We start from the raw sequence: 24445 nt of genomic DNA, 5'->3' as shown, positions 1-24445 counted from the left end.
CCGCACCCGCGCAATCGCGCGGCCCCGTAGCGGGGATGGCTCGGCAGAGAAGGGGGAAACCACTGGTCGGGACGAGAGGATTCGAACCTCCGACCCCCACACCCCCAGTGTGATGCGCTACCAGGCTGCGCTACGTCCCGACACCAGTGGAGCGGGGCCTATAGGAGCGCGGGCCGGGGCTTGCAAGCCGGTTTCATGCAAGATCGGGTGTGGCCGGTTCACAACGCCGATCCGCGCCATGATTGCGGGTGACTTGCATTGCTGCTAGGCGCGCCCACTTGAACGGCGGGGCGGTTGCCCCGTTTTCTTGTTTCACGGGATCCTGACGGGCTTTAACCTATGACATTCGAACTTCTCGCCGCCGCTGCCGGCGCGGGCGCGCCCTCGGGGGCGAGCTTCCTGTTGTCCAACGTCGTGCCGATCGTCGGCATGGTCGCGATCTTCTGGTTCCTGATCATCCGCCCGCAGATGAAGCAGCAGAAGGAACACCGCGCCAAAATCGCCGCCGTCAAGAAGGGCGATCAGGTGGTGACCGCAGGCGGACTTGTCGGCAAGGTGGTGAAGGTCGACGATGTCTATGTCGAACTCGACCTCGGCACCAATGTCCGCGTCAAGGCGATCAAGGCCACCCTGGGCGACATCATCCCGCCGGGCGGCAAGCCCGCCAATGATTGATCCGGCGACCGCCGCACCTGCTCTCTTGCGCATGAGACCCTGACGCAATGCTCGACTTCCCCCTTTGGAAAAAGCTCTCGCTCTGGGCGGTGACGCTGGCAGCCTCGCTGCTGGCACTGCCCTCGCTGGTCAATGTCGCGGGGCTGGACTGGCCCGCCGCGCTGCCCGATCCGCAGGTCAACCTCGGGCTCGACCTTGCGGGCGGTTCGCACCTGCTGCTCGAAGCCAAGGCCGATGACGTGCGCGCCCAGCGGCTCGAGAACATGGAAGAAACCGTCCGCCAGCTGATGCGCAATGCCAAGCCGCGCATCCGCATCGGCGATGTCTCGACCGCGGGGGGCGAGTTGTCCTTCATGCTCGAAAGCGCCGCCGATATCGACCGCGCGCGCGGGCTGATCGAACCGGCGATGCAGGGCGCGAGCACCGTGCGCGAATGGGAGCTTCAGGTCGTCGATGGCCAGCGCATCGTCCTCACCCAGACCGATGCGGGGGTCAATCAGGCGATCGACGATGCCATGGCGAGCGCCACAGAAGTCGTGCGCCGCCGCATCGACGAACTCGGCACGCGGGAGCCGACGATCATCCGTCAAGGCGACACGCGGATCGTGGTGCAGGTGCCCGGCTTGCAGGATCCCGAGGCGTTGAAGGCGCTGGTCGGCAAGACCGCGCAGCTCGAATTCAAGCTGGTCGATCTCAACGCGCTGCCCAGCAATGTCGAAGCGGGGATCGCGCCGGCGGGCAGCGAGATTTTCCCCTTCGCCCCCGGTACGCCCGAACAGGGCTCTTCGCTGGCGGTGCGCAGGCTCGGCGGCATCCGCGGCGACAACCTCACCGGTGCGCAGGCGGGCAAGGACCCGCAGACCAACGAGGACGTGGTCAACATCACCTTCGACGCGCAGGGCGGAGCGAAGTTCGCCAAGCTGACCACCGAGAATGTCGGCAAGCCCTTTGCCATCATCCTCGACGGGCAGGTGCTCTCCGCCCCCAGCATCCGCGGGCCGATCATCGGCGGGAGCGCGCAGATTTCGGGCAGCTTCACCGCCGAAAGCGCGAGCCAGCTGGCGATCGCGCTGCGTTCGGGCGCGCTGCCCGTGCCGCTGGCGATTGTCGAGGAACGCACCGTCGGGCCCGATCTCGGCGCCGATTCGATCCGCAAGGGGCTGCTCGCGATGGGCATCGGCAGTCTTGCGGTTATCGCGCTGATGGTGGCGAGCTATGGCCGCTTCGGCGTCTATGCCACCGTGGCGCTGGTGTTCAACGTGCTGATGCTGCTGGGGATCATGGCGCTGGGCGGGTTCACCCTGACCCTGCCGGGGATCGCGGGCTTCGTCATCACCATCGGTGCGGCGGTGGATGCCAACGTGCTGATCAACGAACGCATCCGGGAGGAGCGGGCGAGAGGGCGCAAGGTCGTCGCCGCGGTCGAGACCGGCTACAAGGAAGCCAGTCGCGCGATCTTCGACGCCAACCTCACCAACGTGATTTCGGGCGTGGCGCTGTTCGCCTTCGGTTCGGGGCCGGTGCGAGGCTTTGCGGTGGTGCTGATCATCGGCATCATCACCTCGGTCTTCACCGGGGTGACGCTGACCCGCATGTTCGTCGCCGGGTGGCTGCGCAAGGCGCGGCCCAACGACATCAATATTTGAGGAGCGCGAGACGATGAAACTTCTGAAGCTCGTCCCCGACAACACCAACATCAAGTTCCTGAAGCTGCGCGTGCCGTTCTTCGTGCTCAGCCTTGTGCTGATCCTCGGCAGCTGGGCGGCAGTGGCAGTCAACGGCCTCAATTTCGGCGTCGACTTCGCCGGCGGACAGGAAGTCCGCATGACCTTCGAGGAGCGTGAGACCGCGCCGATCCCGCAGCTGCGCGAGCTGGTCGAAGGGCTCGGCTACGGCAGCCCGGTGGTGCAGGAATTCGGCGCGCCCAATCAGGTCTCTGTGCGCGTGCCTCTCCCCGAAGGGGCCGAGGACACCCCCGGCGCCGCGCGCGCGATCGGCGACAAGGTGATCGCCACGATCACCGCCGAATATCCCGATGCCCGCAAGGACGGCAACGACACCGTATCCGGCAAGGTTGCGGGCGAGTTCCGGGATTCGGCGATCCTCGCGCTGCTGGCGGCGATGGCGGCGGTGTCGCTCTATATCTGGGTGCGGTTCGAGTGGCAGTTCGGCGTCGGCGCGATGTTCGCGCTGGTGCACGACGTGTCGGTGACGCTCGGCCTGTTTGCGCTGACACAGATGGAGTTCAGCTTGCAGATCGTCGCGGCGATCCTCGCGATCATCGGCTATTCGCTCAACGACACGATCGTCGTCTATGACCGCATCCGCGAGAACCTGAAGAAATATCGCAAGATGGACATGGGCGACCTGCTCGACCTGTCGGTCAACGAAACGCTGGCGCGCACTGTGATGACCTCGCTGACGCTGTTCGTGGCGCTGATCCCGCTGCTGATCTTCGGCCCGCCGAGCCTGTTCGGCATGGTCGCGGCGATCACCGTGGGCCTGTTCATCGGCACCTATTCCTCGATCTACATGGCCGGGCCGCTGCTGATCTGGATGGGGGTGACGACCAACAGCTTCGTCCAGACCGAAAGCGCGCTCGACCGGCAGGAAAAGATCGCGCGCGGGGAAGTGTAAGCGGGGGCGGGGCGACCCGCTCCTGCGATTACCGCGCCAGCAGAGCCTCGTAATGCGCGGCCAGCGCCGCCGCGTTGGCCTCCCAGCTGAAATGCTCGGTCAGCGCGGCCACGGCCTCGCGCGGGGGCGGGTTGTTGAGCACCGCGTTGATCCCGGCGGCAACCGCTCGGGGATCGCGCGCCACCAGCCGCCCGGCGGTCTCGCTCGCAATCAGTTCGCGCGCGCCGCCGACATCGCAGGTCACCACCGGCGTCCCGCAGGCGAGCGATTCGACCCAGGCATTGGCGAGCCCCTCGCTGACCGTCGGCAGCACCATCACATCGGCAGCCGACAGCAGCAGCGGCATCAGATCGTGATCGACTGACCCGGCGAAGAACACCCGGTCCGCCACGCCCTCGCGCGCCGCTTGCGCACGCAGCGCCGCCTCGTTCTCGCCCTTGCCGATCAGCACCAGCCGCGCGCCGGGAATCTCCTGCAACGCCGCGATGGCGATTCCCTGTCCCTTGCGCTCGATCAGCGCGCCGACGCAGGCGAGCAGCGGCGCGGTGTCGGGCATGGAAAAGCCCAGCTCCCCGCTCAGCTGACGGCGCAGCTGGGTGTGGCCGAGCGGGCGGAAACGGTCGCGGTCGAGCCCGGTGTAATGCAGCGTGATCTTGTCCGCATCCATGCCCATCGCGGCCATCTTTCCGGCAAGATCGCGGCTCACTGCCAGTAACCCCGTTGCCGCTTCGGCGGCATCGAGCATCTGCCGACGGGCGAAATCCTGCTCGCCCCAGAAGCTGATGTCGCTCCCGCGCGCCTTGATCGACAGCGGCAGGCCGGTGGCGCGCGCGATCTCCGCCGCGGCCGGGCCATCGGGGAAGAAAAACTGCGCATCGAGCATGTCGATGGGCGTCGCGGCATGGATGCGTTCGACCAGCGGAAGCGCGGCGCTGGCGATGGCCGCCGCATTGCGCCGCGCGCCGATCCGCGGGATCAGCGTGAAGCGCGGGCGGTGGACGGTCACCCCGCCTTCCTCGGCCACTCCTGGCAGATCGGCAAGCGGGCGATATCGGCCCAATGCCAGCGGCGGCAGGCCGATGGGGTTGACCAGCGTCACCCGCCAATCCCCGCGCTTGGCCAGCGCCTCGAGCGAGCGCGCGACGAAGGTGCCGAACCGCGGATTGACCGGGTTGGGATAGAGCGTCGAGAGAGCGAGGACGTGCTTCACGGGCGGCCCCTCCAGCCTACAGCGGCCTCACCAGCATGAAGGCGACCGCCACCCATGCCGGATTGTCCACCACCACCTGCTTCTGCCCCGCGCCCGGCGGTAGCAGGCCGACCAGCGCGCCGCGCCGGTCGATCAACCGTCCGAAAGCGAAGCGCCCTCCGGGCCGGGGCACGAGACAGTCGCGGTTGATCGCAGATTGCACCTCGGACGGATCGATCGGGCGCAGCCACAGCAGGTCGCCTGCGCGATATTCCCCGATGCTGGCGATGATCGCCAGCACCAGCGGGGCCGGGCCATCTTCGCCCGCCAGTTCGTGCGGCAGCACCGCCTCGCGCGGGGCGGAGAGCGCCTCGGGGCCGCTTGCGCCCAATTCGGCTACGATCTGCGCCCGCGCGCCCGCCTCGGCCCGCATCAGGCTGGCAGGCTCAACGCCGAGCGCAGCCGCGATTCTGTTCATCCAGCCGAGCGACAATTGCCGCATTCCCGTTTCCAGCCGCCCGATGGTCTGTGCTGTGGTGGCTGGTTCGCAGGCGGCGGCAAGATCGGCCAGCGTCAGCCCCTTCGCCTTGCGGATGTCGCGGATGCGGTTGGTCATAAAGCCCTTTTTATTTTTAACCGTATTGGTTTTTCCTTTCCTACAGATGTGCTGACTTGGCAAGTCCGGTTCTGCACCCAAGCGGAAAGGACCAGCATGACACGCCAGCTCGCCGAACGAGAGCTTACGCCCGAAGGCCCGCGTCGCGGCGCGATCAAGGGCGGGCCGCGACCGCGCCGGACGGTTACGGTCAATCTGTCGGAGAGTCCGCTCGTCTGGTTGCACGCGCGCGGGCATCTGCCCACGCGGCTGCTCGACGCGGGCGAGGCCCTGCGCGCCGATTACGAACGCAGCGCGCTGCCCGCAAACATCACTATGCGCTGGGACCCGGTGCGGGTAAAATCGACCGGCGATCGCGGCCTTGCGCCTTCGGAAAAGCAGGTTGCCGCGCGTCAGAGGTTTGACGGCGCGATCCGTGCGGCGGGCAAGGGGCTGGAGGACATCCTGTGGCGCGTGGTCTGCGCCGGCGAAGCGCTGCCCGAGGCCGAAAAGAGCCTCGGCTGGCCCGCGCGCAGCGGCAAGCTGGTGCTCGCGATCGCGCTCGAGCGGGTGGCGGATTACTACCGGATTACCTGATCCGCCGGGGCAGTTTTTTTGTTCTTAGACAGTGTCTCATGTGTCTCCAACACCGCCCAGCAGCACGGCGATCCGGGCGCGAAGTCGAGGCAGGATTTCGGCTTCGAACCATGGGTGCTGCGCCATGAACAGGCGCGAGCGCCATGAGGGGTGGGGGAGGGCGATGAAGGGCAGATCCTCGCCGAAGTGGCTGACCCGTTCGGCCAGCGAGAGGCGTTTGCGGTGCGGCAGGTAGCGCGCCTGCGCGTGAACCCCGACGAGCAGGGTCAGACGATCCTCGGGCAGCACGTCCAGCACCGCATCGTGCCATTGCGGCGCGCACTCCGTGCGCGGCGGCGCGTCTCCGCCCGCGGCCTTGCCGGGATAGCAGAAGCCCATCGGCAGCTGCGCCACTTTGGCGGGATCGTTGAAGGTCGCGGTGCCCAAGGCCAGCCAGCCGCGCAGCCGGTCACCGCTGTCGTCCTCCCACGGCACACCGCTGGCATGGGCGCGGGTGCCGGGGGCCTGCCCGATGATGACGAGACGGCTGGTGGCCGAGAAGCGCGCCAGCGGACGCGGGCCGAGCGGGAGGTGCGCCGCGCAGAGCGTGCAGGCGGCGATGCGACGGCGCAGGTCTTCGATGTGGTCCCCCGGCGCGGGCGCGCTCACCCCTCGACCATCTCGGCCAGGGTCAGCCAGCGCTCCTCGGCAGCATCCTTTTCGGCGCGGGCATTGGCGATGCCTTCGCTGATCGTGGCGAAGCGCTTGGGATCGCTGGCATAGAGGTTCGGGTCGGCGAGCAGCGCCTCGCCCCTGGCGATCGCGGCTTCGAGTTCCGCGATCCGGGCGGGCAGGATCTCGTAATCGCGCTGGTCCTTGTAGGTCAGCTTGGGGGCGGCTTTGGCGGGGGGCGGGGGCGGCGTTGCGGCTTCCTCCTTGCGGGGTGCGCCGGACTTGCCGACCACCGGCTTGCGGCGCTTGGCTTCCCAGTCGGCATAGCCGCCCGCGACGATATCGACCTTGCCCGACCCGTCGAGCCCGAGCGTGACGGTGACGGTGCGGTCAAGAAAGTCGCGGTCGTGACTGACGATGAGGACGGTGCCGTCGAAATCGGCGATGACCTCCTGCAACAGGTCGAGCGTCTCGAGATCAAGATCATTGGTCGGCTCGTCCAGCACCAACAGGTTGGCGGTGCGCGCGAACTCGCGGGCCAGCAGCAGGCGAGAGCGTTCCCCGCCCGAGAGGATGCCGACCTTGGTATCGACCAGGCCGGGATCGAACAGGAAGTCCTTGAGGTAAGCCATGACATGCTTGCGAACGCCCCGCACGTCGATCCAGTCGCCTCCCTCGGCGAGGATCTGGCGCACGGTCGCACCCGGTTCGAGCAGCTTGCGCTGCTGGTCGATCATCACGCCGGTCAGCGTGCGGGCATGGGTGACGGTGCCGCTGTCGGGCTCGAGCTCGCGGGTCAGGAGCTTCAGCAGCGTGGTCTTGCCCGCGCCGTTTGCGCCGACGATACCGATGCGGTCGCCGTTCTGGATGCGCAGAGAGAAGGGCTTGACGATCGCCCGCTCGCCGAAGGATTTGGAGATGCCTTCCGCGACGATCACCGACTTGGACTTGAAGTCGTCATCCGAAGCCAGCTTCAGCTTGGCCGTCCCCGCGCCCGAGATCATCGCCGCGCGGGCGGCGCGCATCTGATGCAGCTTCTCGAGCCGCCCCTGGTTGCGCTTGCGCCTTGCGGTCACCCCGCGTTCGAGCCAGTGCGCCTCGATCTTGAGCTTCGCATCCATCCGCTCGGCCGCGCGCGCCTCTTCGGCGTAGACCTGCTCTTCCCACGCCTCGTAGCCGCCGAAGCCGACCTCCTTGCGCCGCAGCGTCCCCCGGTCGAGCCACAGCGTCGCCCGCGTCAGGCGGGTGAGGAAGGTGCGGTCGTGGCTGATGGTGATGAAGGCGCCGCGATAGCGGGAGAGCCAGTCTTCCAGCCAGTCGATGGCGGCGAGATCGAGGTGGTTGGTCGGCTCGTCCAGCAGCAGCAGATCGGGCTCCTGCGCCAGCGCGCGGGCGATGGCGGCGCGGCGCTTCTCGCCGCCGCTGGCGGTGGCGGCGGGGCGCGACATGTCGATGCCGAGTTGGTCGGCGATGGCCTCCACCTCGTGCGCGGCGGGGGCATCCTCGCCGCCGATGGCGAAGTCCATCAGTGTGGCGTAGCCGGACAGATCGGGGTCCTGTTCGAGGAACACGATCTTCGTGCCCGGCTTCACCCGCCGCTGTCCGCGATCCGGTTCGACCTTGCCGGTGATGATCCTGAGCAGCGTGGTCTTGCCCGCGCCGTTCCTGCCGATCAGCGTCAGCCGGTCTCCGGGCAGCACGTGGAGGTCGATCGGCTCTGCGCCGCTGGTGGGCGTCGGCCCGCCGAACAGCCAGCGGCCGCCCTGCTGGAGCGCGATGCCTTCGAGCGAGAAGATGGGGGGCTGTGCCATGCGTTGCGCCACCTAGGCGCTGACAGCGCCCGCCACAAGAGACGGAACATTGGCAGGGACGGCGCGGTTCAGTCCCGCGAAAGCCGAAGCGCGCCATGCGCACGGCGAAACGGAGAATTGCTTATGTTGAAGCCCCTGACCCTGTCTGTCGCCGCCGCCGCCCTCAGCGTGCCCGCCATCGCCGCCGCCGCGCCGCAGATCGACATTGCCGCCACCGGCCCGGTGGTCGAACTCAGCGTGTTCGAGAGCGTCGAGGTCGCCCCCGATCTCGCCACCATCGGCGCAGGCGTCACCACCGACGCGCCGAGCGCGACCGAGGCGCTGCGCCAGAATTCGGTCGAAATGCAGAAGGTGATCGCGCGCATCAAGGCATCGGGCGTGGCGGAGAAGGACATCCAGACCACCGGCATCAATCTCAACGCCCGTTACGATTACGATCAGCAGACCCAGCGGCAGGTTTTCCGTGGCTATCAGGCATCGAACCGCGTCAACGTGATCCTGCGAAAGATCGACGATACGGGCCGCGTACTCGATGCGCTGGTCGAGGCGGGGGCGACCGATCTCAATGGGCCGAACTTCTCGATCGACGACGACACCGCCGCCAAGGATGCCGCCCGCAAGCGCGCGGTCGAGCGTGCGAATGCGCAGGCCAAGGCCTATGCCGCGATGGTCGGCTACCGTGACGTCCGTGTCCTCTCGATCAGCGAGGCGATGCAGGGCATGGGCCCGATGCCGATGCCGATCAGCAAGTCGCGCCTGATCGAACTGACCGCGCAGGCCGCGCCGGTGCAGCCGGGCATGGTCCAGACCGGGGTGAATGTTTCGATCACCTACGAGATGGTCGGCGGCTCGGCGGCCCGCTAAGTCATTCACGGCTTGTTCAATGGAGGGCGGATAGGCATGGTCACACCATGAAACACCGCTCCGCCCTCCTGCTTTCCGCGCTTGCTGCGCTCGCCCTGGCCCCGCTGCCCGCAGCAGCGCAGGATCAGCCACGCGGCGATCAGGGCGAGGCCCGGCGCGAGGCCGAGGCGGGCAACATCATGCGCTCGCGCGAGATCGAGGCGCGTATCCTGCCGACCATGAAGGGCGCGGAATATCTCGGCTTTGCCTATGATTCGACCGCGCGGGCCTACCGCCTCAAGTTCATCAAGGATGGCCGCGTGACCTATGTCGATGTCGATGCCCGCACCGGGCGCGTCATCGGCCGTTCGCGCTGACGGGGGGCGGATGCTCGCATCTTTCGGGGACAGCCGCGGTGCGGCGGCGGGGGCCTTGCTTGACGCATCCCCAGCAAAAGCGCACCAACCGGCCAACGCAAATCAAGGGTATGGTGGTTCATGCGCATTCTGATCGTCGAAGACGAACCCACGCTCGGCGCGCAGCTGAAGTCGACTTTGGAGGGGCAGGGATACGCCGTCGACCTCTCCACCGATGGCGAGGACGGGCACTTCATGGGCTCGACCGAGGATTATGACGCGGTCGTGCTCGATCTGGGCCTGCCGGAGATCGACGGGCTGACCGTTCTCGGCATGTGGCGGCGCGAGGGGCGCACCTTCCCGGTGCTGGTCCTGACCGCGCGTGACAGCTGGAGCGACAAGGTCGCCGGGCTCGATGCGGGTGCCGACGATTACCTCGCCAAGCCGTTCCAGACCGAAGAGCTGATCGCCCGCCTGCGCGCGCTGATCCGCCGCGCTTCGGGCAACACGTCCTCGGAACTCACCGCCGGCGACGTGCGGCTGGACACCCGCTCGGGCCGGGTGACGCTCTCGGGCGAGCCGGTGAAGCTGACCGCGCAGGAATACAAGCTGCTCAGCTACCTGATGCACCACAAGGGCAAGGTGGTCAGCCGCACCGAATTGATCGAGCATATCTACGATCAGGATTTCGACCGGGATTCCAACACCATCGAAGTCTTCGTCACCCGCATTCGCAAGAAGCTCGGCGCAGACGTGATAACGACTATCCGTGGCCTCGGTTACAGCCTCGACGACCCCGCCGACGCACCCCGCGCCTGAGCGCGCGTCCGGCGGCGATGCACCTGCTCTCCCCCCAGCGGGCGAGGGCGCTGGCGTGCCGGAGGATGTAACCGCAGCCGCGCCGCCCGCCGCCCCCAAGCCCCGCGCCAGTCTGGCGCGGCGCATGGGTCTGATCGCAGCGGGCTGGATCTTCGTGCTGTTGCTGGGCGGCGGCATCGCGCTCGAACGCACGCTGACCCGGCAGGTCGAAGCCAATTTCGACGAGCAGCTCGATTACATCCTGACGGCCATGATCGCCTCGGCCGAGATCGACCCCTTCGGCGAGGTGTGGTTCTACCGCGCGCTGGGCGACCAGCGGTTCCTCGAACCCGGTAGCGGACTCTATTGGCAGATCAGCGGCGGCGACTTCGAGCCCATCGCCTCGCGCAGCCTGTGGGACCGGACGATGGAGCTCGAAGGCTCGCGGGCCAAGGGCGAGCATTTCGATTCCGAGGTGCATTTCTACAATTCCGCGCAGTTCCCCGGCGAACCGATCCGGATTGCCGAGCGCACCGTGATCCTGCCGGGCAGCGAGACCCGCTGGACCTTCGCCGTTGCCAGCGCGACCGAGCAGATGGATGCGCAGATCTCTCGCGTGCGGCTGATCCTGATCTGGAGCTTCGTGGTGCTCGGCCTCGGACTCCTCGTCATGGCGCTGCTGCAGATCCGCTACGGCCTTTCGCCACTGCGGCGGGTGCGCGCGGCGATCCAGAACCTGCGCACCACCGGAACGGGGCGCATCACCGAGCCGCTGCCGCTCGAAGTGCAACCGCTGGTGGACGAACTTAACGCGCTGATCGAGCATTCCGAACGCCAAGCCGAGGAAGCCCGCCGCCATGCGGGCAACCTCGCCCATGCGCTCAAGACGCCGCTGACCGTGCTGACCAATGCCGCGACCGCGCGCGATCCCAAGCTCAGCGAGGCGGTGTTCCGCGAGACCCGCACGATGCAGCGCCATGTCGATCATCACCTCGCCCGCGCCCGCGCGGTGGGTCGCCGCGCGGTCGGCCACGCGCGCACCAATGTGATGGCAAGCGCCGAGGCGGTGCGCCGCGCGGTCGAACGGCTCTATCCCGAAGGCCGCCTCGACATCGCCGGCAGCCGCGAGGCGACCGTCTCGATTGAGCGGCAGGATCTTGACGAGTTGCTCGGCAACCTCATCGAGAACGCGGCCAAATATGGCGGAGGTTCGGTCTTCGTCACGATCGACCCCGAGGATGATGACACGCCGCGCGACCCCAGGATGTGCGTGATCTGGGTCGAGGACGACGGCACCGGCATCCCCGAGGCCGAGCGCATCCGCATCTTCGATCGCGGCGTGCGGCTCGACACGGGCAAGCCGGGCACCGGGCTCGGCCTTGCGATCGTGCGCGATGTCGCGGAGATCTACGGCGGAAGCGTCATGCTCGGGACAAGCGAGGATCTGGGCGGGCTGCTGGTCGAACTGCGCCTGCCGCGCGCGGAATGATCGCGACCCGAAGCGCGCGAAGGGTTTTTGCAAGTCCTGCGTTGTAGGGCTCGAGGGTCCACCAGACCCAAACGCAAACGGGGCCATTTGCGCGAGACAGGATGACAGCCAGCGGCGAGCCTTCCCCCACCGCCCACCGCCCTGCCGAGGGCGGGGGCGATGCCGTGCTCGCCGCGCGGCTGGCAGCGCGTGAGGCGGAGGCCCTGCGCGCTGTGATCGCGCAGCATGGCCCCGTGCTCCACCGCATCGCCTTTCGCATGACGGGCGATGCTCACGAGGCCGAGGATATTGTGCAGGAAGCAGTCTTGCGATTGTGGGATCAGGCGCCGGCCATCGCCGCGCGCCATCCGGTCGGGAGCCCGGCGGCAGGCGCCCTGCGCCTCGGCGGCTGGCTGACCCGCGTCGTCAGCAATCTCGCGATCGACCGCTTGCGCCGCACCCGCCGCCTCTCGGACGCGGAAGTGCCCGACAGTGCGGACGAGGGACCGCTCGCCGATGCGCTGATCGCCGCCGAACAGCGCGACGGCGCGGCCCGCGCGCTGGTTGCGGCTCTGCCCGATCGCCAGCGCGCGGCGATCGTGCTGACCTATTACGAGGAGCTTCCCAATGCCGAAGCGGCGGCGGCGCTCGAGATGAACATCAAGGCCTTCGAAAGCCTGCTCCACCGCGCCCGTGCGGCGCTGCGGCAGGCCTTTGCTGCGCAAGGAGATGCGCCATGAGCGCCACCGATCCCGATCCCGGCGCTCCCATCGTCCCCGGCAGCCCGCTGGCGCGCAAGCTGGACGCATTCGCCGCGCCCGGCCTTTCAGCCGGGTTCGCCGACAGGGTGCTGGCCGCCGCAGAATCCCGCGCCGCACCGGACCTCGCACCACTCCCGCCGCTGCGCCGTGTGCCGCCTCGGCGGCGCGGCTGGCGGGTGGGGCAGCGCGTCGTGATCGGCCTCGTTGGCTTCACTGCGCTCGCGAGTGCGGCGGCGGCGACGGGGCTGCTCGAACGCTTCGACATCCCCGTGCCTTCGGCCGAAAAGGTCTGGGCGAGCCTGACCGGCCAGCCCGCCAAGGTTGCCGCCGCGCCAGTCGCTCCGCCGCCCGTGCCCGCCGCGCAGGCGGATGGCCCCGCCGCGCTCGCCTCGACCCAAATCGTCGGCCCGATCGACACGCCCGAAGAGCTCTCCGAGGCCTTTCGCCGCATCGACGCAGTGCGCGAGGGGCGCTTTGCCGAGCGTCAGGCGCGGATCGACCAGCGTATCGATGCCGAGATCGAACGCCGCCGCGCCGCCGGCCTCAGGGTGCCCACGCCCGAGGAGGAGGCGCGGCTGCGCGAGCGGATCGACGATGCGCAGGCGCGCCGCAAGCAGCGGATGGACGAGGCGGTCGCCGCGCGCCGCGAGGAGCTGGCGCGCAAGGTTGAAAACGGCGAGCCGCTGACCCGGCAGGACGTGGTTCAGCCCCTGCGCGAGGATGCCGAGGCCCGCCAGCGCCTCCAGCGCCTTCGCGAATTGCGCAGCCTTTCGCCCGAGGATCGCCGTGAAGCGCTGCGCCGTCTTCCTCCCGCGGAGCGCCGCGCGCTGATCGAGGAATTCCGCGCCCGCCGCGCCGAAGCCGTTGCGGCGCCGAGCCCGACTCCCTCGGCAGAAACTTCGCCTGCGCCCGCGCCGCCCGAATAAAAATTTCGCCCCGCGCGAAGGGTGGGGCACCGCGCGACGTTTCCTCCCTGTCACCGGCTGCACTTCACACGCGTTGCCGGGACAGCCCCGCAAGCCCATGATTGTTCAGGAGGATATGCGCCATGATCAAGACCCCCGTGATGCTCGCCGCGCTCTCGGCGCTCGCGCTCGCCATGCCTGTCGCCGCGCAGGAGCAGACCCGCACCAAGACCTATGAAGGCCCCAATGTCTCCGCAGCGCAGACCACCACGGTCGACCGCGAAGCGGGCACCACGACCCGCGATCGCGCGGTCACCAATCTCGACACCGGCAACACCGCCAGCAGCAGCGCCGTGCGCCAGCGCACCGAGACCGGATCGACCATCGGCGTCGTCCAGACCGGTCCGCAGGGCCGCAGCCGCAGCCTCGAAGGCGAGCGCACCCGCACCGAGGACGGATCGACCTTCACCGGCACCGCCACCGGACGGCGCGGGGAGACCTATGGGCTCGCCGGTAGCCGCAGCCGGGACGGGCAGGGCAATTCGCAGGCCAGCCAGTCGGTCACCAACAGCGCCGGTGACACGCTCGCATCGCGCAGCCGTGTCACCACCCGCAGCGATGGGCAGGTGAGCCGCTCGGTCACCCGCTCCCGCGCCGAGGGCGTCAGCCGCCCGCCGCGCGCCCGCCGCCCGCGCGGCTGACCCGCCACTCCATTCGTGCCGCTCTGGCAGGCGATGCGGCCCTGCGCGCCTGCCACCCCGATGGAGCGCGCATGACGGTGACGCGCAGCCCGATCTGGTGGAACGGGACGCGCCCGCCGCGGGGCACGCAGCAAGCGACCCGGCTGCGTGCCCCCTTTTTTGCGCGCCGGTTCAGGGTTGGTTCAGAGCGGCCAAGCGATTGATTTTGCCTCGTCAACCGGGGAGGCGCCGCGATGAAACTGTTCCGCTGCACCGCAGGCCTTGCGGCTCTCGCGCTGGCCGGCTGCGCCTCGCCCGACAGCCTTGAAGGGCAGCGCACCGTCTTCAACAACCCCTATGCCGTGCCGGTGATCGACCGCACCGGTGTCGGCCCGAAATGCGATGAAGCGCGCGGGGACGATGCGACCTGCCTCGGCGTTCCGCTAACGCGCAAGGGCCGGGGAAGCGCAATCGGCGAGCGGAACTATCGCAGCTTCACCAAGAACCAGCGCCGCATCCTGCGCGAGCGGGCGGAATTGCTGCGCGAGGTGGCGCAGCAGTCCAAGGCCGAAACCCCGCCGGCTCCCCCGCAGCCAGCGCCGCCGATCATGGCACGCGAGAGCGAGCGCAGCGCCGATGTGGAAACCGACAAGCCGTAAGCTGTGCTCAGCCCGCCGCCGCGCGCTCGTGGTGGCGGATCACCTCGTCGATGATGAAGCGCAGGAATTTCTCGGAGAACTCGGGATCGAGATCGGCCTCCTCCGACAGCTTGCGCAGCCGCGCGATCTGGCGCGCCTCGCGGTCTGGATCGGCCGGGGGCAGGGTCGCCCGCGCCTTGTATTCGCCCACCGCCTGCGTGATCCGGAAACGCTCCGCCAGCATGTGAATCAGCGCGGCATCGATGTTGTCGATGCTCTTGCGGAACCCCGCGAGCACGGGGTCGGGGGAGGGAGAGTTTTGCGGATCATGCGCCATAGCGCGCAAAACTAGCACCAATTCTGCGCTTGCCAAGCACGCGCGGGCGGCCCTAGGAGCCAGAGCAGCATGAGTGCCGACATCATTCCCCTGCCGCGCCACCGGCCGACACTCGATCCGATGCTGTCGCTGACAGCGGGCGGCATGAATTCGGTCAACGCCGTAATCCTCGACCGGATGCAGAGCGAGATCCCGCTGATCCCGCGCCTTGCCGGGCACCTCATCAGCGGCGGCGGCAAGCGGCTGCGCCCGATGCTGACGCTCGCGGGGGCGGAACTGGTCGGCTACAAGGGCACGCGCCACCACAAACTCGCCGCGGCGGTGGAGTTCATTCACACCGCCACGCTGCTGCACGACGATGTCGTGGACGGCAGCGAATTGAGGCGCGGGAAGGCGGCGGCCAATATCATCTTCGGCAATCCGGCCACCGTGCTGGTTGGCGACTTCCTGTTCAGCCGCGCTTTCGAACTGATGACCGAGGACGGCAGCTTGCGCGTCCTTTCGATCCTCAGCCGCGCCAGTGCGGTGATCGCGGAAGGCGAGGTCTCGCAGCTCTCGGCCCAGCGCCAGATCAACACCAGCGAGGAACAATACCTCCATATCATCGGCGCCAAGACCGCCGCGCTCTTCGCTGCCGCCAGCCAGATCAGCGCCGTGGTCGCCGAATGCTCGGAGGAGCAGGAGCGCGCGCTCGAGGCCTATGGCCGCAACCTCGGCGTCGCCTTCCAGCTGGTCGATGACGCGATCGACTACGATTCCGATGCCGCCGAAATGGGCAAGGATCAGGGCGACGATTTCCGCGAGGGTAAGATGACCCTGCCGGTGATCCTCGCCTATGCGCGCGGGGACGAGACCGAGCGCAAGTTCTGGAAGGACGCGATCATCGGTCACCGCACCTCGGACGACGATCTCGCCCACGCGATCGGCCTGATCGGCAAGCACAACGCGGTCGAAGACACGCGCGAGCGCGCGCGCCACTTCGCGCAGCGGGCGATCGATGCGATCTCGATCTTCCCCGACAGCAAGGCCCGCGCGGCCATGGCCGAAGCGGCGCAATTCGCGGTCGCGCGCGGGCACTGAGCAGGCTATCGGGCGGGGCGTGAGCCTCGACCTTCCCATCCACGCTGTCCTGCCCGACATCCGCGCCGCGCTGGCGGGCGAGGGCGCGGGTGTGCTGATCGCACCGCCGGGGGCGGGGAAGACCACTGCGGTTGCGCCTGATCTGCTGGGCGAGGCATGGTGCTCCGGTCAGATCATCATCACCTCGCCCCGCCGTGTCGCCGCTCGCGCCGCTGCCGAGCGTATGGCAGAAATGCTGGGCGAGAAGCCGGGAGAGACGGTCGGCTACATGACCCGGCTCGACAGCAAGGTCTCGGCCCGCACCCGCATCTTGGTCGTGACCGAGGCGATCCTCGTGAACCGGCTGGTGGACGACCCCGAACTCCCTGGCGTCTCGGCGCTGCTGTTCGACGAAGCGCACGAACGCGCGCTCGACAGCGATCTGGGGCTGGCGCTGGCGCTCGAAACCCGCGCCGTGCTGCGCGAGGACCTGCGCGTGCTGGTGATGTCCGCGACGATTGACGGCGCGCGCTTTGCCCGCCTGCTGGGCGAGGGCGCTCCGATCATCGAGAGCGAAGGACGCAGCTTTCCGCTGACAATCAAATGGCTTGGCGGCGATGGTTCGCAGGCGATCGAGGATCGCATGGCCGCTGCGGTGATGACGGCATGGCGCGAGGAGACGGGCGACATCCTCGCCTTCCTCCCCGGCGTGCGCGAGATCGAGCGGGTGCGCGAACGGCTGGAGCCGCGGCTCCCCGACACCCCGATCCACCCGCTCCACGGCCAGATCGAGCCCACCGCGCAGCGCGCCGCGATCCGCCGCGATTCCGAAGGCCGCCGCCGGATCGTGCTGGCGACAGCGATTGCCGAAACCTCGCTGACGCTCGACGGGGTCAGCGTGGTGGTCGACAGCGGCCTCGCGCGGCTGGCCGAATTCGACCGCGCGGCGGGGACCACGCATCTGGTCACGCGGCGCGCCTCGCAAGCCTCGGCGGCGCAGCGTGCGGGCCGTGCGGCGCGGCAGGGGCCGGGGGTCGCTTATCGCCTGTGGGAGGAGGCGGGTCATGCGGGGCGCCCGGAATTCACCCCCGCCGAAATTTTGCAAGCCGATCTCGCCCCGCTGCTGCTGCGGCTGGCGAAGTGGGGGACGCCGGACCCGGCGGGCCTGCCGTGGCTCGATTCCCCGCCCGAGGCATCCGTCACCGCCGCAAGACGCGCGCTGGAGGCACTCGGCGCGCTCGACGGATCGGGGCGGATCACGCCGCTGGGCGAAGCGATTGTGAGCCTGCCGATGGCGCCCGATCAGGCGGCAGCCGTGCTCCACGGCGAAGCGGCGGGCGTGGGCGAGGATGCCGCGCGGCTGGTCATGCTGCTTCAGGAACGCGGGCTGGGCGGGCGCGGGGAAGACCTGCTCCAGCGCTTTGCCCGCTGGCGCGGCGACCGGACGACCCGCGCTGCGGCTGCGGCGGGGATCGCGAGGGGATGGGCAGGGCAGGCGCGCAAACTGGCAAGCGTGATCGGCGCAAGTCGGGCGCAGGACGCCGCCGAAGCGCTGGCGCTCGCCCGTCCCGATTTCGTCGCGCGTCGCCGCGATCCTTCGGGGGAGCACTGGATAAGCGCAGGCGGGCGCGGCTATATCCTCGATCCCGCCTCGCCGCTGGCCCGCGCGGAATGGATCGTGATCGGTGACGCGCAAGGGCAGGCCAAGGGCGCGCGGATCACCGCGGGGGCCGAAATCGCCACTGAGCGGATCGCGGCGCTGTTTGCCGATCAACTTGCAGAACGCATCGCAACCCGATGGAACGGTGAGAAAAATCGGGTCGAGGCACGGCGTGAGCGGCGGCTTGGTGCGATCGTGCTGGCGAGCGTCCCGGAACCCGCGCCCGATCCCGCTTTGCTTGTGGATATCCTTGTGGACAAGGCACTGGAGAAGCTGGGGGAACTGCTGCCCGACGGGTTTCTCGCACGGGCGCGATTTGCCGGGGTCGATGCGCTCTCGCCCGATGCGCTTCGTGCCCGGGCGGGCGAATGGCTCGCCCCGCTGCTCACCGGACGGCGCGATCTCGATCTGCCGCCGCACCGCTTTGCCGATGCCGCGCTGGGCCTCATCGACTGGAACGCGCGCCAGGCGCTCGACCGCGCCGCACCCACGCACTTCCTCTCGCCCGCTCAGACCCGCCACCCGATCGACTATGCGGGCGACGATGCGCCGAGCGTCGAGGTGCGGGTGCAGGGGGTATTCGGGCTCGACACGCACCCGATGATCGGCAGCACGCCGCTGCTCCTCAAGCTCACCAGCCCCGGCGGTCGCCCGGTGCAATCGACCCGCGATCTGCCCGGCTTCTGGCGCGGCAGCTGGCGCGATGTGGTAAAGGACATGAAGGGCCGCTATCCCAAGCACCGCTGGCCCGATCAGCCCTGGCTCGAAAAGCCGAGCATGAAGACCAAAAACGCCTTCAACCGCACCGATTCGTGATCTAAGGGGCAGAGCATCTCGGGGCGCGGAGCGGCCCGCGAGGGCGACCGCCCGCCCGCAGCGACGCAGCCGTCAGGCTGCATGAGCGAGGATCGAAAACAAAAATGTCCGCGAGAATTTATCAGAAGACCAAGCACGCGATGCAATCGGGCAAGGCTCACACCGATGAGTGGGTGCTGGAGTTCGAGCAGTCGCAGGCGCGCTTTGCCGATCCCCTGATGGGCTGGACGGGCACGGGCGACACCCAATCGCAGGTGCGCCTGACCTTCCCCACGAAGGACGCGGCCAAGGCCTATGCCGAGAAATACGGCATCCCCGCGCGTGTCCACGCCACGCCGCCAAAGCGGCTGAAGCTGCAGGCCTACGCCGATAATTTCCGTTGAGTTGACGTTTCACCCAACCGTCGCCATATGACGCTCCGGGAGTCGGGTGGACGTTTGCGTCCGCTCACCGAGTCAGGTCCGGAAGGAAGCAGCTCAGGTGGATTGCGGCGGGTCGCCCGGCTCCTTTTTTCCCGACATCGCAAATGACAAACCGCGCCCGAGCGCCTAGCTTTGCGCCATGAGCGATTCCGATCCCGATCTGCCCGAAGACACCGACACTGGCCCGAGCACGGCCGAACTCGAGGCTGCGGGGCAAAGCGCGTTGTTCGGCGATACCGCTCCGGCGCCCGAACCTGCACCGCCCCCGCCGGCCGTCAAGGCTTCTGCGCCTTCACCCGCACCCGCTCCTGCGAGCCAGCCCTATCGCGTGCTCGCCCGCAAGTATCGTCCGCAGACCTTCTCGGAGCTGATCGGGCAGGAGGCGATGGTGCGCACCCTCGCCAATGCCATCGCGCGCGGGCGGCTGGCCCATGCCTTCCTGATGACCGGGGTGCGCGGGGTCGGCAAGACCTCGACCGCGCGGCTGATCGCCAAGGCGCTGAACTGTGTCGGACCGGACGGGCAGGGCGGGCCGACCATCGACCCCTGCGGCGTGTGCGAGGCCTGCACCGCCATCGCGGAAGGCCGCCACATCGACGTGATCGAGATGGACGCCGCCTCCAACACCGGGGTCGACGATGTCCGCGAGATCATCGAACAGGTGCGCTATGCCGCGGTCTCGGCGCGCTACAAGATCTACATTATCGACGAAGTCCACATGCTTTCTCGCAATGCTTTCAATGCCTTGCTCAAGACACTTGAGGAGCCGCCTGCGCATGTGAAGTTCCTGTTCGCCACCACCGAGGTCGACAAGCTGCCGGTCACGGTGCTCAGCCGCACCCAGCGCTTCGACCTGCGCCGCATCCCTGCCGCGCTTCTCGCCGAGCATTTCGCCAAGGTATGCCGCCTCGAAGGGGTCGAGGCCGAAGACGAAGGCCTCGCGATCATCGCCGCAGCCGCCGAAGGATCGGTGCGCGACGGGCTCTCGATCCTTGACCAGGCGATCGCCCACGCCGATCTCGATGGCGAAGGCAAAGTCACGGCCGAGCGCGTGCGCGACATGCTGGGCCTCGCCGACAAGAGTGCGCAGCGTCGTGTGCTCGGACACCTTTTGGCGGGCGATGCCAAGGCCTTGTTGGCCGCTGTTGACGAGCAATATGCACTCGGCGTCGAGCCCTTGGCGCTGATGCGGGCGCTGATGGACCTCACCCACCGCGTCACACTTGCGCAGGTCAGTGGCGGGGAACCCGATGCTCCGGCGGAGGACGAGCGTGCAGCGCTGGCGGATTTCGCAGGCCGCTTGGGGGCAGGCGAATTGCACCGGCTGTGGCAATTGCTGCTCAAGGGCCATGACGAGGTGCGCACCGCGCCCGATCCGCTGGTCTCGCTGCAGATGGCGCTGCTGCGCATCCTTCACGCTGCGCAGATGCCCGATCCGGGCAAGCTGGCGCGGCGGATCGAGGAACTGGCGGCGCGCGGGCCCGTAGTGGCTCCGGCGGGCGAGGGCGCTGCCGCTCCTACCCCCGCGCCGGTCGCAGCCGCGCCGGTGGAGGACTGGGCCGCGCTGGTCGAGCGGGTCGATGCAGCGGGCCAGCTGCGCGTTGCCCAGATGATGCGTGACCGGGTGCGGGTGATCGAACTCGGGCCCGAGCGGCTGGTCTATCAGCAGGCCGACAATTTCCCCGACGATCCCGCGCCCGACATCCGCGAAGTGCTGTTCAAACTGACCGGAAAGCGCTGGCAGATCGAACGCGGCACGGGCGAGGCGCAGCCTTCCCTTCGCGAAATGGCCGAGGCCGCCGCCGCCGCCGAGGATGCGCGCGTCCGCTCCGACCCGCTGGTGAAGGCCGCCTTCGAGGCCTTTCCCGATGCCGAACTGATCACCCCCGCGCGCGCTGCTGCCGGCGGCGCGGCCCCCCCATGGAATTGAGGAGTCCCCGCCCATGAAGTCGATGGAAGAAATGATGGCCGCCGCCCAGAAGGCCGCCGAGACCATCCAGAAGCAGATGAACGAGATGCAGGTGAAGCTCGACTCGATCGAGGTCGAGGGCACCGCGGGCGGGGGCCTCGTCAAGGTCCGCGCCAGCGCCAAGGGCCGCATCCTCGGCGTGAGCATCGACGACAGCCTGATGGTGCCCGACGACAAGCAGATTCTCGAAGACCTCGTCGCCGCCGCCTTCAACGACGCCCGCGACCGGGCCGACCGTGTTTCGGAACAGCAGATGCGCGACATGCAGGGCTCGATGGGCCTGCCGCCGGGGTTCAACTTGCCCGGCATGGGGTGAGGCATGTTCCGGCGCGACTTCGCTGCGAAGATGGGGCTGGCGCACTGCGCGGGCCTGCTCGGAGTGGTGATTGTCGGGGCCGTAATGCGGGCTGACCCGAGACCTGACCAAATCATTGGCCTGTTTTTCATCGGGCTGTTCATGTCGGCGTTTCTGTTCGTGCCGGTGCTTGTGCTGATGCTGACCAATCTACGCGCCGTGCTGCTGCACCGGTTGGCCCTTGTGGTGCTGGGGCCGGCCCTGATGACCGGGTTGACCATTGCCACGTTCGGTCTGGATGCGGGCAAAGTGATCGCGATCGAAACGGCGCTGTCTTCGGTGGTGCTCTACCTGCTGATCCGGAACGATGAAGTGCCGCCGGATAGCTGGCCTGTTCGGGAGTGAGCGACGTCCTCGCCCGGATCGCCTTTACTGGCGCGATCGTCGAATGGCGCGGCCCCGCGCCCTTCCTTTTCGTACCGGTGCCCGAGGAACACGTCGCCGAATTGCGCTATGCCGCGCGTGAGGCGAGTTATGGCTGGGGGTGCATCAACGTCACCGCACAGATCGGCGCGACTGACTTCACCACCTCGCTGTTCCCGCGCGGCGATACCTATTTTCTGCCCGTGCAGGTCGCCGTCCAGCGGGCCGAAGGGGTGGGGCTGGGCGACCATGTCTCCGCTGAAATTGCCATCACGCGACGTCCGGTTGCTGCCAATCGCGCGGCCATCCACAAGCGAATGGGATAAGTTGTTGCGACCCGGCGCCGCGCTTCCCATATCTCCAACATGACCCAGACTTTCCCCCTTCTCCCCCTGCGTGACATCGTCGTTTTCCCCGGCATGGTCGTCCCCCTGTTTGTCGGGCGCGACAAGTCCGTGGCAGCGCTTGAAGCGGCGATGGAAGCCTCGAAGGATATCGTCCTGCTGGCCCAGCTCGATCCGGGCTGCGACGATCCCGAGGGCGATGACCTTTATGATGTCGGCGTGATTGCGCAGGTGCTCCAGCTGCTCAAGCTGCCCGATGGCACGGTGCGCGTGCTGGTCGAGGGCAAGACCCGTGCGCGGCTGTCCGCGCTTGAGAATGTCGGCACGCACCTGCTCGCCGAAGTCGAACTGGTCGAACCGGAAACGGTTTCGGGCAGCGAAGTCACCGCGCTGATGCGCCAGGTGACCGAGCAGTTCGGCGAGTATGTCAAGCTCAACAAGAAGATGGGCGAGGATGCCGGGGTCGATCTCGCCGAGGTCGATGATGCCGGGCAGCTGGCCGACACCATCGCAGCCGCAATCAGTGCCAAGGTTTCCGACAAGCAGAGCCTGCTGACCGAAGCCAGCCCGCTGAAGCGGCTCGAACTCGTCATGGCCTTCATGGAAGGCGAGCTGTCGGTGCTGCAGGTCGAACGCCGCATCCGCGGGCGCGTGAAGCGCCAGATGGAGAAAACCCAGCGCGAATATTACCTCAACGAACAGCTGAAGGCGATCCAGAGCGAATTGGGCGGCGGTGACGGCGAGGAAGGCAACGAGATTGCCGAGCTGACCGAGAAGATCGAGAAGGCCAAGCTTTCCAAGGAAGCCAAGGCCAAGGCGCAGGCCGAGCTCAAGAAGCTGCGCTCGATGCAGCCGATGAGCGCTGAGGCGACAGTGATCCGCAACTATCTCGACGTGCTGCTCGGCCTGCCCTGGGGCAAGAAGTCGAAGCTGAAGCGGGACATCGGCAAGGCGCAGGAAATCCTCGACGCGGATCACTACGCGTTGGAAAAAGTCAAGGACCGCATCGTCGAGTATCTCGCGGTGCAGGCGCGCACTAACAAGCTGAAGGGTCCGATCCTCTGCCTCGTGGGCCCGCCGGGCGTGGGCAAGACCTCGCTGGGCAAGTCCATCGCCAAGGCGACGGGGCGCGAATTCGTGCGCCAGTCGCTGGGCGGGGTGCGGGACGAGGCCGAGATCCGCGGCCACCGGCGTACCTACATCGGCTCGATGCCGGGCAAGATCGTCGCCAATCTCAAGAAGGCTGGGACCAGCAATCCGCTGTTTCTGCTCGACGAGATCGACAAGCTCGGCCAGGACTTCCGCGGCGATCCGGCTTCGGCGCTGCTGGAGGTGCTCGACCCCGAACAGAACAGCAAGTTCCAGGATCACTATCTCGAGCTCGACCTCGATCTTTCCGACATCATGTTCGTGTGTACCGCGAACAGCCTCAACCTGCCCCAGCCGCTGCTCGACCGGATGGAGATCATTCGGCTCGAAGGCTACACCGAGGACGAGAAGGTCGAAATCGCGCAGCGCCACCTGATCGAAAAGCAGATCAAGGCGCACGGGCTGAAGGAGGGCGAGTTCACGCTCACCGAAGCGGGCCTGCGCGATCTGATCCGCTACTACACCCGCGAGGCCGGGGTGCGCACGCTCGAGCGCGAGATCGCCAAGCTGGCGCGCAAGAGCCTGCGGCAGATCCTCGAGAAGAAGACCGACAGCGTCACCATCACACCCGAAAACCTCGGCGACTTTTCCGGCGTGCGCCGCTTCAAGCATGGCGTCTCCGAGGAGGAGCCGCAGGTCGGCGCGGTGACGGGGCTGGCCTGGACCTCGGTCGGCGGCGAGTTGCTCACGATCGAGAGCGTGACCACGCCGGGCAAGGGCGAGGTCAAGACCACGGGCAAGCTCGGGCAGGTGATGAACGAAAGCGTCGCCGCGGCCTTCAGCTTTGTGAAGGCGCGTGCGCCTGCCTACGGGATCAAGCCGAGCCTGATCAACCGCAAGAACGTCCACATCCACCTGCCTGAAGGCGCAGTGCCCAAGGACGGGCCGAGCGCGGGGATCGGGATGGTCACCTCGATCATCTCGACTCTCACCGGGATCGCGGTGCGCCCCGACGTGGCGATGACCGGCGAGGTAACCCTGCGCGGGCGCGTGCTGGCGATCGGGGGCCTCAAGGAAAAGCTGCTCGCGGCGCTGCGCGGCGGGATCAAGACCGTGCTGATCCCCGAGGAGAACCTCAAGGATCTCGCCGAGATTCCGGCCAACGCCAGGGAGGGGCTGGAGATCGTCCCGGTCGCCCATGTCGACGAGGTGCTGGCGCGTGCGCTGGTAGAGCCGCTGGAGGCGATCGAGTGGACCGAGGCGGATGATCTCGCGAGCCAGCCGGGCAGTGCGTCCGCTGCGGCGGGAACGGCCAGTCCGGACGTGCCAACCGCACATTGACCCGCTAGAAAAGGGCCCTTGCCGTGATTCGCGGCAGGGTCGCTTTTGATCGAAGACGGCTTGTGTGGCCGGGCGCTGGCCCTGTT

At 67.9% G+C, this 24445-nt stretch carries 25 protein-coding genes, 1 tRNA gene and 1 other RNA gene; 21 read left to right on the top strand and 6 right to left on the bottom strand.

The features are described 5' to 3' along the window. Positions 1–63: 63 nt before the first annotated feature. Positions 64–140, bottom strand: a tRNA-Pro gene (locus tag E2E27_RS13985). Positions 141–339: 199 nt separating this feature from the next. Between E2E27_RS13985 and yajC the strand changes: the two genes are divergently transcribed. From yajC to secF, 3 genes are read left to right on the top strand one after another with little or no spacing between them, the layout of a single operon-like run. Beyond that, the gene (gene yajC, locus E2E27_RS13980) at positions 340–675 is read left to right on the top strand and encodes a preprotein translocase subunit YajC (RefSeq protein ID WP_141460131.1); all 336 of its coding nucleotides are present in this window, start codon (positions 340–342) and stop codon (positions 673–675) included. A gap of 47 nt (positions 676–722) precedes the next feature. Further along, positions 723–2321 carry a protein translocase subunit SecD gene (secD, locus tag E2E27_RS13975; RefSeq protein WP_141460130.1) on the top strand — a complete coding sequence of 533 codons (1599 nt, stop codon included), beginning with the start codon at positions 723–725 and terminating at the stop codon, positions 2319–2321. A gap of 13 nt (positions 2322–2334) precedes the next feature. Continuing rightward, positions 2335–3312 carry a protein translocase subunit SecF gene (gene secF, locus E2E27_RS13970; protein ID WP_141460128.1) on the top strand — a complete coding sequence of 326 codons (978 nt, stop codon included), beginning with the start codon at positions 2335–2337 and terminating at the stop codon, positions 3310–3312. A 28-nt stretch (positions 3313–3340) separates the two neighbouring features. Here secF and E2E27_RS13965 read toward each other — a convergent pair whose 3' ends face one another. Together E2E27_RS13965 and E2E27_RS13960 are read right to left on the bottom strand one after the other, a co-directional pair. Beyond that, a complete protein-coding gene (locus E2E27_RS13965; protein WP_141460126.1) occupies positions 3341–4522 on the bottom strand; it encodes a glycosyltransferase in 1182 nt (393 codons plus the stop codon). 16 nt (positions 4523–4538) lie between these two features. Continuing rightward, on the bottom strand, positions 4539–5117 hold the full coding sequence (locus E2E27_RS13960; protein ID WP_141460124.1) for a helix-turn-helix domain-containing protein: 579 nt from the start codon (positions 5115–5117) through the stop codon (positions 4539–4541). 96 nt (positions 5118–5213) lie between these two features. Between E2E27_RS13960 and E2E27_RS13955 the strand changes: the two genes are divergently transcribed. After that, entirely contained in the window at positions 5214–5693 is a 480-nt protein-coding gene (locus E2E27_RS13955) for a DUF6456 domain-containing protein (RefSeq protein ID WP_141460122.1), read from the top strand. Between the two features lie 36 nt (positions 5694–5729). On the opposite strand, the gene E2E27_RS13950 is transcribed toward E2E27_RS13955, so the two are convergent. Beyond that, positions 5730–6341, bottom strand: a complete 612-nt coding sequence (locus E2E27_RS13950; protein ID WP_141460120.1) for a uracil-DNA glycosylase family protein — start codon at positions 6339–6341, stop codon at positions 5730–5732. After that, positions 6338–8155 (bottom strand): ABC-F family ATP-binding cassette domain-containing protein, encoded by a 1818-nt coding sequence (locus tag E2E27_RS13945; RefSeq protein WP_141460119.1) that lies wholly within the window; start codon positions 8153–8155, stop codon positions 6338–6340. Before E2E27_RS13945 ends, E2E27_RS13950 begins: the two co-directional genes overlap by 4 nt. A 123-nt stretch (positions 8156–8278) precedes the next feature. On the opposite strand from E2E27_RS13945, the gene E2E27_RS13940 reads away from it, so the two are divergent. The 8 genes from E2E27_RS13940 (at position 8279) to E2E27_RS13905 (ending at position 14625) form a co-directional block, all read left to right on the top strand. After that, a complete protein-coding gene (locus tag E2E27_RS13940; protein WP_141460117.1) occupies positions 8279–9019 on the top strand; it encodes an SIMPL domain-containing protein in 741 nt (246 codons plus the stop codon). 47 nt (positions 9020–9066) lie between these two features. Further along, positions 9067–9375, top strand: coding sequence for a PepSY domain-containing protein (locus E2E27_RS13935; protein ID WP_141460115.1), 309 nt, complete (start codon positions 9067–9069; stop codon positions 9373–9375). A 120-nt stretch (positions 9376–9495) separates the two neighbouring features. Next, a complete protein-coding gene (locus E2E27_RS13930; RefSeq protein WP_141460113.1) occupies positions 9496–10173 on the top strand; it encodes a response regulator transcription factor in 678 nt (225 codons plus the stop codon). 124 nt (positions 10174–10297) lie between these two features. After that, positions 10298–11641, top strand: coding sequence for a sensor histidine kinase (locus E2E27_RS13925; protein WP_141461913.1), 1344 nt, complete (start codon positions 10298–10300; stop codon positions 11639–11641). Between the two features lie 101 nt (positions 11642–11742). Further along, entirely contained in the window at positions 11743–12360 is a 618-nt protein-coding gene (locus tag E2E27_RS13920; RefSeq protein ID WP_141460111.1) for a sigma-70 family RNA polymerase sigma factor, read from the top strand. Beyond that, on the top strand, positions 12357–13307 hold the full coding sequence (locus tag E2E27_RS13915) for a hypothetical protein (RefSeq protein WP_141460109.1): 951 nt from the start codon (positions 12357–12359) through the stop codon (positions 13305–13307). The genes E2E27_RS13920 and E2E27_RS13915 overlap by 4 nt, the downstream gene beginning before the upstream one ends. 122 nt (positions 13308–13429) lie before the next feature. Further along, the gene (locus tag E2E27_RS13910; protein ID WP_141460107.1) at positions 13430–13987 is read left to right on the top strand and encodes a hypothetical protein; all 558 of its coding nucleotides are present in this window, start codon (positions 13430–13432) and stop codon (positions 13985–13987) included. Between the two features lie 233 nt (positions 13988–14220). Continuing rightward, a complete protein-coding gene (locus tag E2E27_RS13905) occupies positions 14221–14625 on the top strand; it encodes a hypothetical protein (protein ID WP_141460105.1) in 405 nt (134 codons plus the stop codon). Positions 14626–14632: 7 nt separating this feature from the next. Here E2E27_RS13905 and E2E27_RS13900 read toward each other — a convergent pair whose 3' ends face one another. After that, complete coding sequence (locus E2E27_RS13900) at positions 14633–14941, bottom strand: chorismate mutase (protein WP_141460103.1); 309 nt, start codon at positions 14939–14941, stop codon at positions 14633–14635. Between the two features lie 69 nt (positions 14942–15010). Here E2E27_RS13900 and E2E27_RS13895 point away from each other — a divergent pair, with 69 nt between their 5' ends. The 9 genes from E2E27_RS13895 (at position 15011) to lon (ending at position 24359) form a co-directional block, all read left to right on the top strand. Further along, the gene (locus E2E27_RS13895; protein ID WP_141460101.1) at positions 15011–16021 is read left to right on the top strand and encodes a polyprenyl synthetase family protein; all 1011 of its coding nucleotides are present in this window, start codon (positions 15011–15013) and stop codon (positions 16019–16021) included. A 19-nt stretch (positions 16022–16040) separates the two neighbouring features. Next, positions 16041–18476: an ATP-dependent helicase HrpB gene (gene hrpB / locus E2E27_RS13890; RefSeq protein ID WP_234036064.1), complete on the top strand. Its 2436-nt coding sequence runs from the start codon at positions 16041–16043 to the stop codon at positions 18474–18476. Between the two features lie 104 nt (positions 18477–18580). After that, positions 18581–18859, top strand: a complete 279-nt coding sequence (locus E2E27_RS13885; RefSeq protein WP_141460097.1) for an ETC complex I subunit — start codon at positions 18581–18583, stop codon at positions 18857–18859. Between the two features lie 35 nt (positions 18860–18894). After that, an RNA gene (ffs, locus tag E2E27_RS13880) (signal recognition particle sRNA small type) lies at positions 18895–18989 on the top strand. A gap of 48 nt (positions 18990–19037) precedes the next feature. Next, positions 19038–20828, top strand: coding sequence for a DNA polymerase III subunit gamma/tau (locus E2E27_RS13875; RefSeq protein ID WP_141460095.1), 1791 nt, complete (start codon positions 19038–19040; stop codon positions 20826–20828). A gap of 13 nt (positions 20829–20841) precedes the next feature. Further along, positions 20842–21183, top strand: coding sequence for a YbaB/EbfC family nucleoid-associated protein (locus tag E2E27_RS13870; protein ID WP_086608198.1), 342 nt, complete (start codon positions 20842–20844; stop codon positions 21181–21183). 3 nt (positions 21184–21186) lie between these two features. Continuing rightward, positions 21187–21567, top strand: coding sequence for a hypothetical protein (locus E2E27_RS13865; RefSeq protein ID WP_141460094.1), 381 nt, complete (start codon positions 21187–21189; stop codon positions 21565–21567). Further along, positions 21564–21911 (top strand): DUF1905 domain-containing protein, encoded by a 348-nt coding sequence (locus tag E2E27_RS13860; protein WP_141460092.1) that lies wholly within the window; start codon positions 21564–21566, stop codon positions 21909–21911. Before E2E27_RS13865 ends, E2E27_RS13860 begins: the two co-directional genes overlap by 4 nt. Positions 21912–21950: 39 nt before the next feature. Continuing rightward, a complete protein-coding gene (gene lon, locus E2E27_RS13855) occupies positions 21951–24359 on the top strand; it encodes an endopeptidase La (RefSeq protein WP_141460090.1) in 2409 nt (802 codons plus the stop codon). Positions 24360–24445 lie beyond the last annotated feature (86 nt).

The organism is Porphyrobacter sp. YT40, assembly GCF_006542605.1.
Lineage (GTDB): Bacteria > Pseudomonadota > Alphaproteobacteria > Sphingomonadales > Sphingomonadaceae > Erythrobacter.
Note: the sequence above shows the minus strand (reverse complement) of the source record. Positions and strands in the feature narration are given on the sequence as shown.

Coding starts and splice junctions, on each gene's coding strand:
- yajC (WP_141460131.1), top strand. CDS start 340: ATGACATTCGAACTTCTCGCCGCCGCTGCCGGCGCGGGCGCGCCCTCG.
- secD (WP_141460130.1), top strand. CDS start 723: ATGCTCGACTTCCCCCTTTGGAAAAAGCTCTCGCTCTGGGCGGTGACG.
- secF (WP_141460128.1), top strand. CDS start 2,335: ATGAAACTTCTGAAGCTCGTCCCCGACAACACCAACATCAAGTTCCTG.
- E2E27_RS13960 (WP_141460124.1), bottom strand. CDS start 5,117: ATGACCAACCGCATCCGCGACATCCGCAAGGCGAAGGGGCTGACGCTG.
- E2E27_RS13955 (WP_141460122.1), top strand. CDS start 5,214: ATGACACGCCAGCTCGCCGAACGAGAGCTTACGCCCGAAGGCCCGCGT.
- E2E27_RS13945 (WP_141460119.1), bottom strand. CDS start 8,155: ATGGCACAGCCCCCCATCTTCTCGCTCGAAGGCATCGCGCTCCAGCAG.
- E2E27_RS13940 (WP_141460117.1), top strand. CDS start 8,279: ATGTTGAAGCCCCTGACCCTGTCTGTCGCCGCCGCCGCCCTCAGCGTG.
- E2E27_RS13935 (WP_141460115.1), top strand. CDS start 9,067: ATGAAACACCGCTCCGCCCTCCTGCTTTCCGCGCTTGCTGCGCTCGCC.
- E2E27_RS13930 (WP_141460113.1), top strand. CDS start 9,496: ATGCGCATTCTGATCGTCGAAGACGAACCCACGCTCGGCGCGCAGCTG.
- E2E27_RS13925 (WP_141461913.1), top strand. CDS start 10,298: ATGGGTCTGATCGCAGCGGGCTGGATCTTCGTGCTGTTGCTGGGCGGC.
- E2E27_RS13920 (WP_141460111.1), top strand. CDS start 11,743: ATGACAGCCAGCGGCGAGCCTTCCCCCACCGCCCACCGCCCTGCCGAG.
- E2E27_RS13915 (WP_141460109.1), top strand. CDS start 12,357: ATGAGCGCCACCGATCCCGATCCCGGCGCTCCCATCGTCCCCGGCAGC.
- E2E27_RS13910 (WP_141460107.1), top strand. CDS start 13,430: ATGATCAAGACCCCCGTGATGCTCGCCGCGCTCTCGGCGCTCGCGCTC.
- E2E27_RS13905 (WP_141460105.1), top strand. CDS start 14,221: ATGAAACTGTTCCGCTGCACCGCAGGCCTTGCGGCTCTCGCGCTGGCC.
- E2E27_RS13900 (WP_141460103.1), bottom strand. CDS start 14,941: ATGGCGCATGATCCGCAAAACTCTCCCTCCCCCGACCCCGTGCTCGCG.
- E2E27_RS13895 (WP_141460101.1), top strand. CDS start 15,011: ATGAGTGCCGACATCATTCCCCTGCCGCGCCACCGGCCGACACTCGAT.
- E2E27_RS13885 (WP_141460097.1), top strand. CDS start 18,581: ATGTCCGCGAGAATTTATCAGAAGACCAAGCACGCGATGCAATCGGGC.
- E2E27_RS13875 (WP_141460095.1), top strand. CDS start 19,038: ATGAGCGATTCCGATCCCGATCTGCCCGAAGACACCGACACTGGCCCG.
- E2E27_RS13870 (WP_086608198.1), top strand. CDS start 20,842: ATGAAGTCGATGGAAGAAATGATGGCCGCCGCCCAGAAGGCCGCCGAG.
- E2E27_RS13865 (WP_141460094.1), top strand. CDS start 21,187: ATGTTCCGGCGCGACTTCGCTGCGAAGATGGGGCTGGCGCACTGCGCG.
- lon (WP_141460090.1), top strand. CDS start 21,951: ATGACCCAGACTTTCCCCCTTCTCCCCCTGCGTGACATCGTCGTTTTC.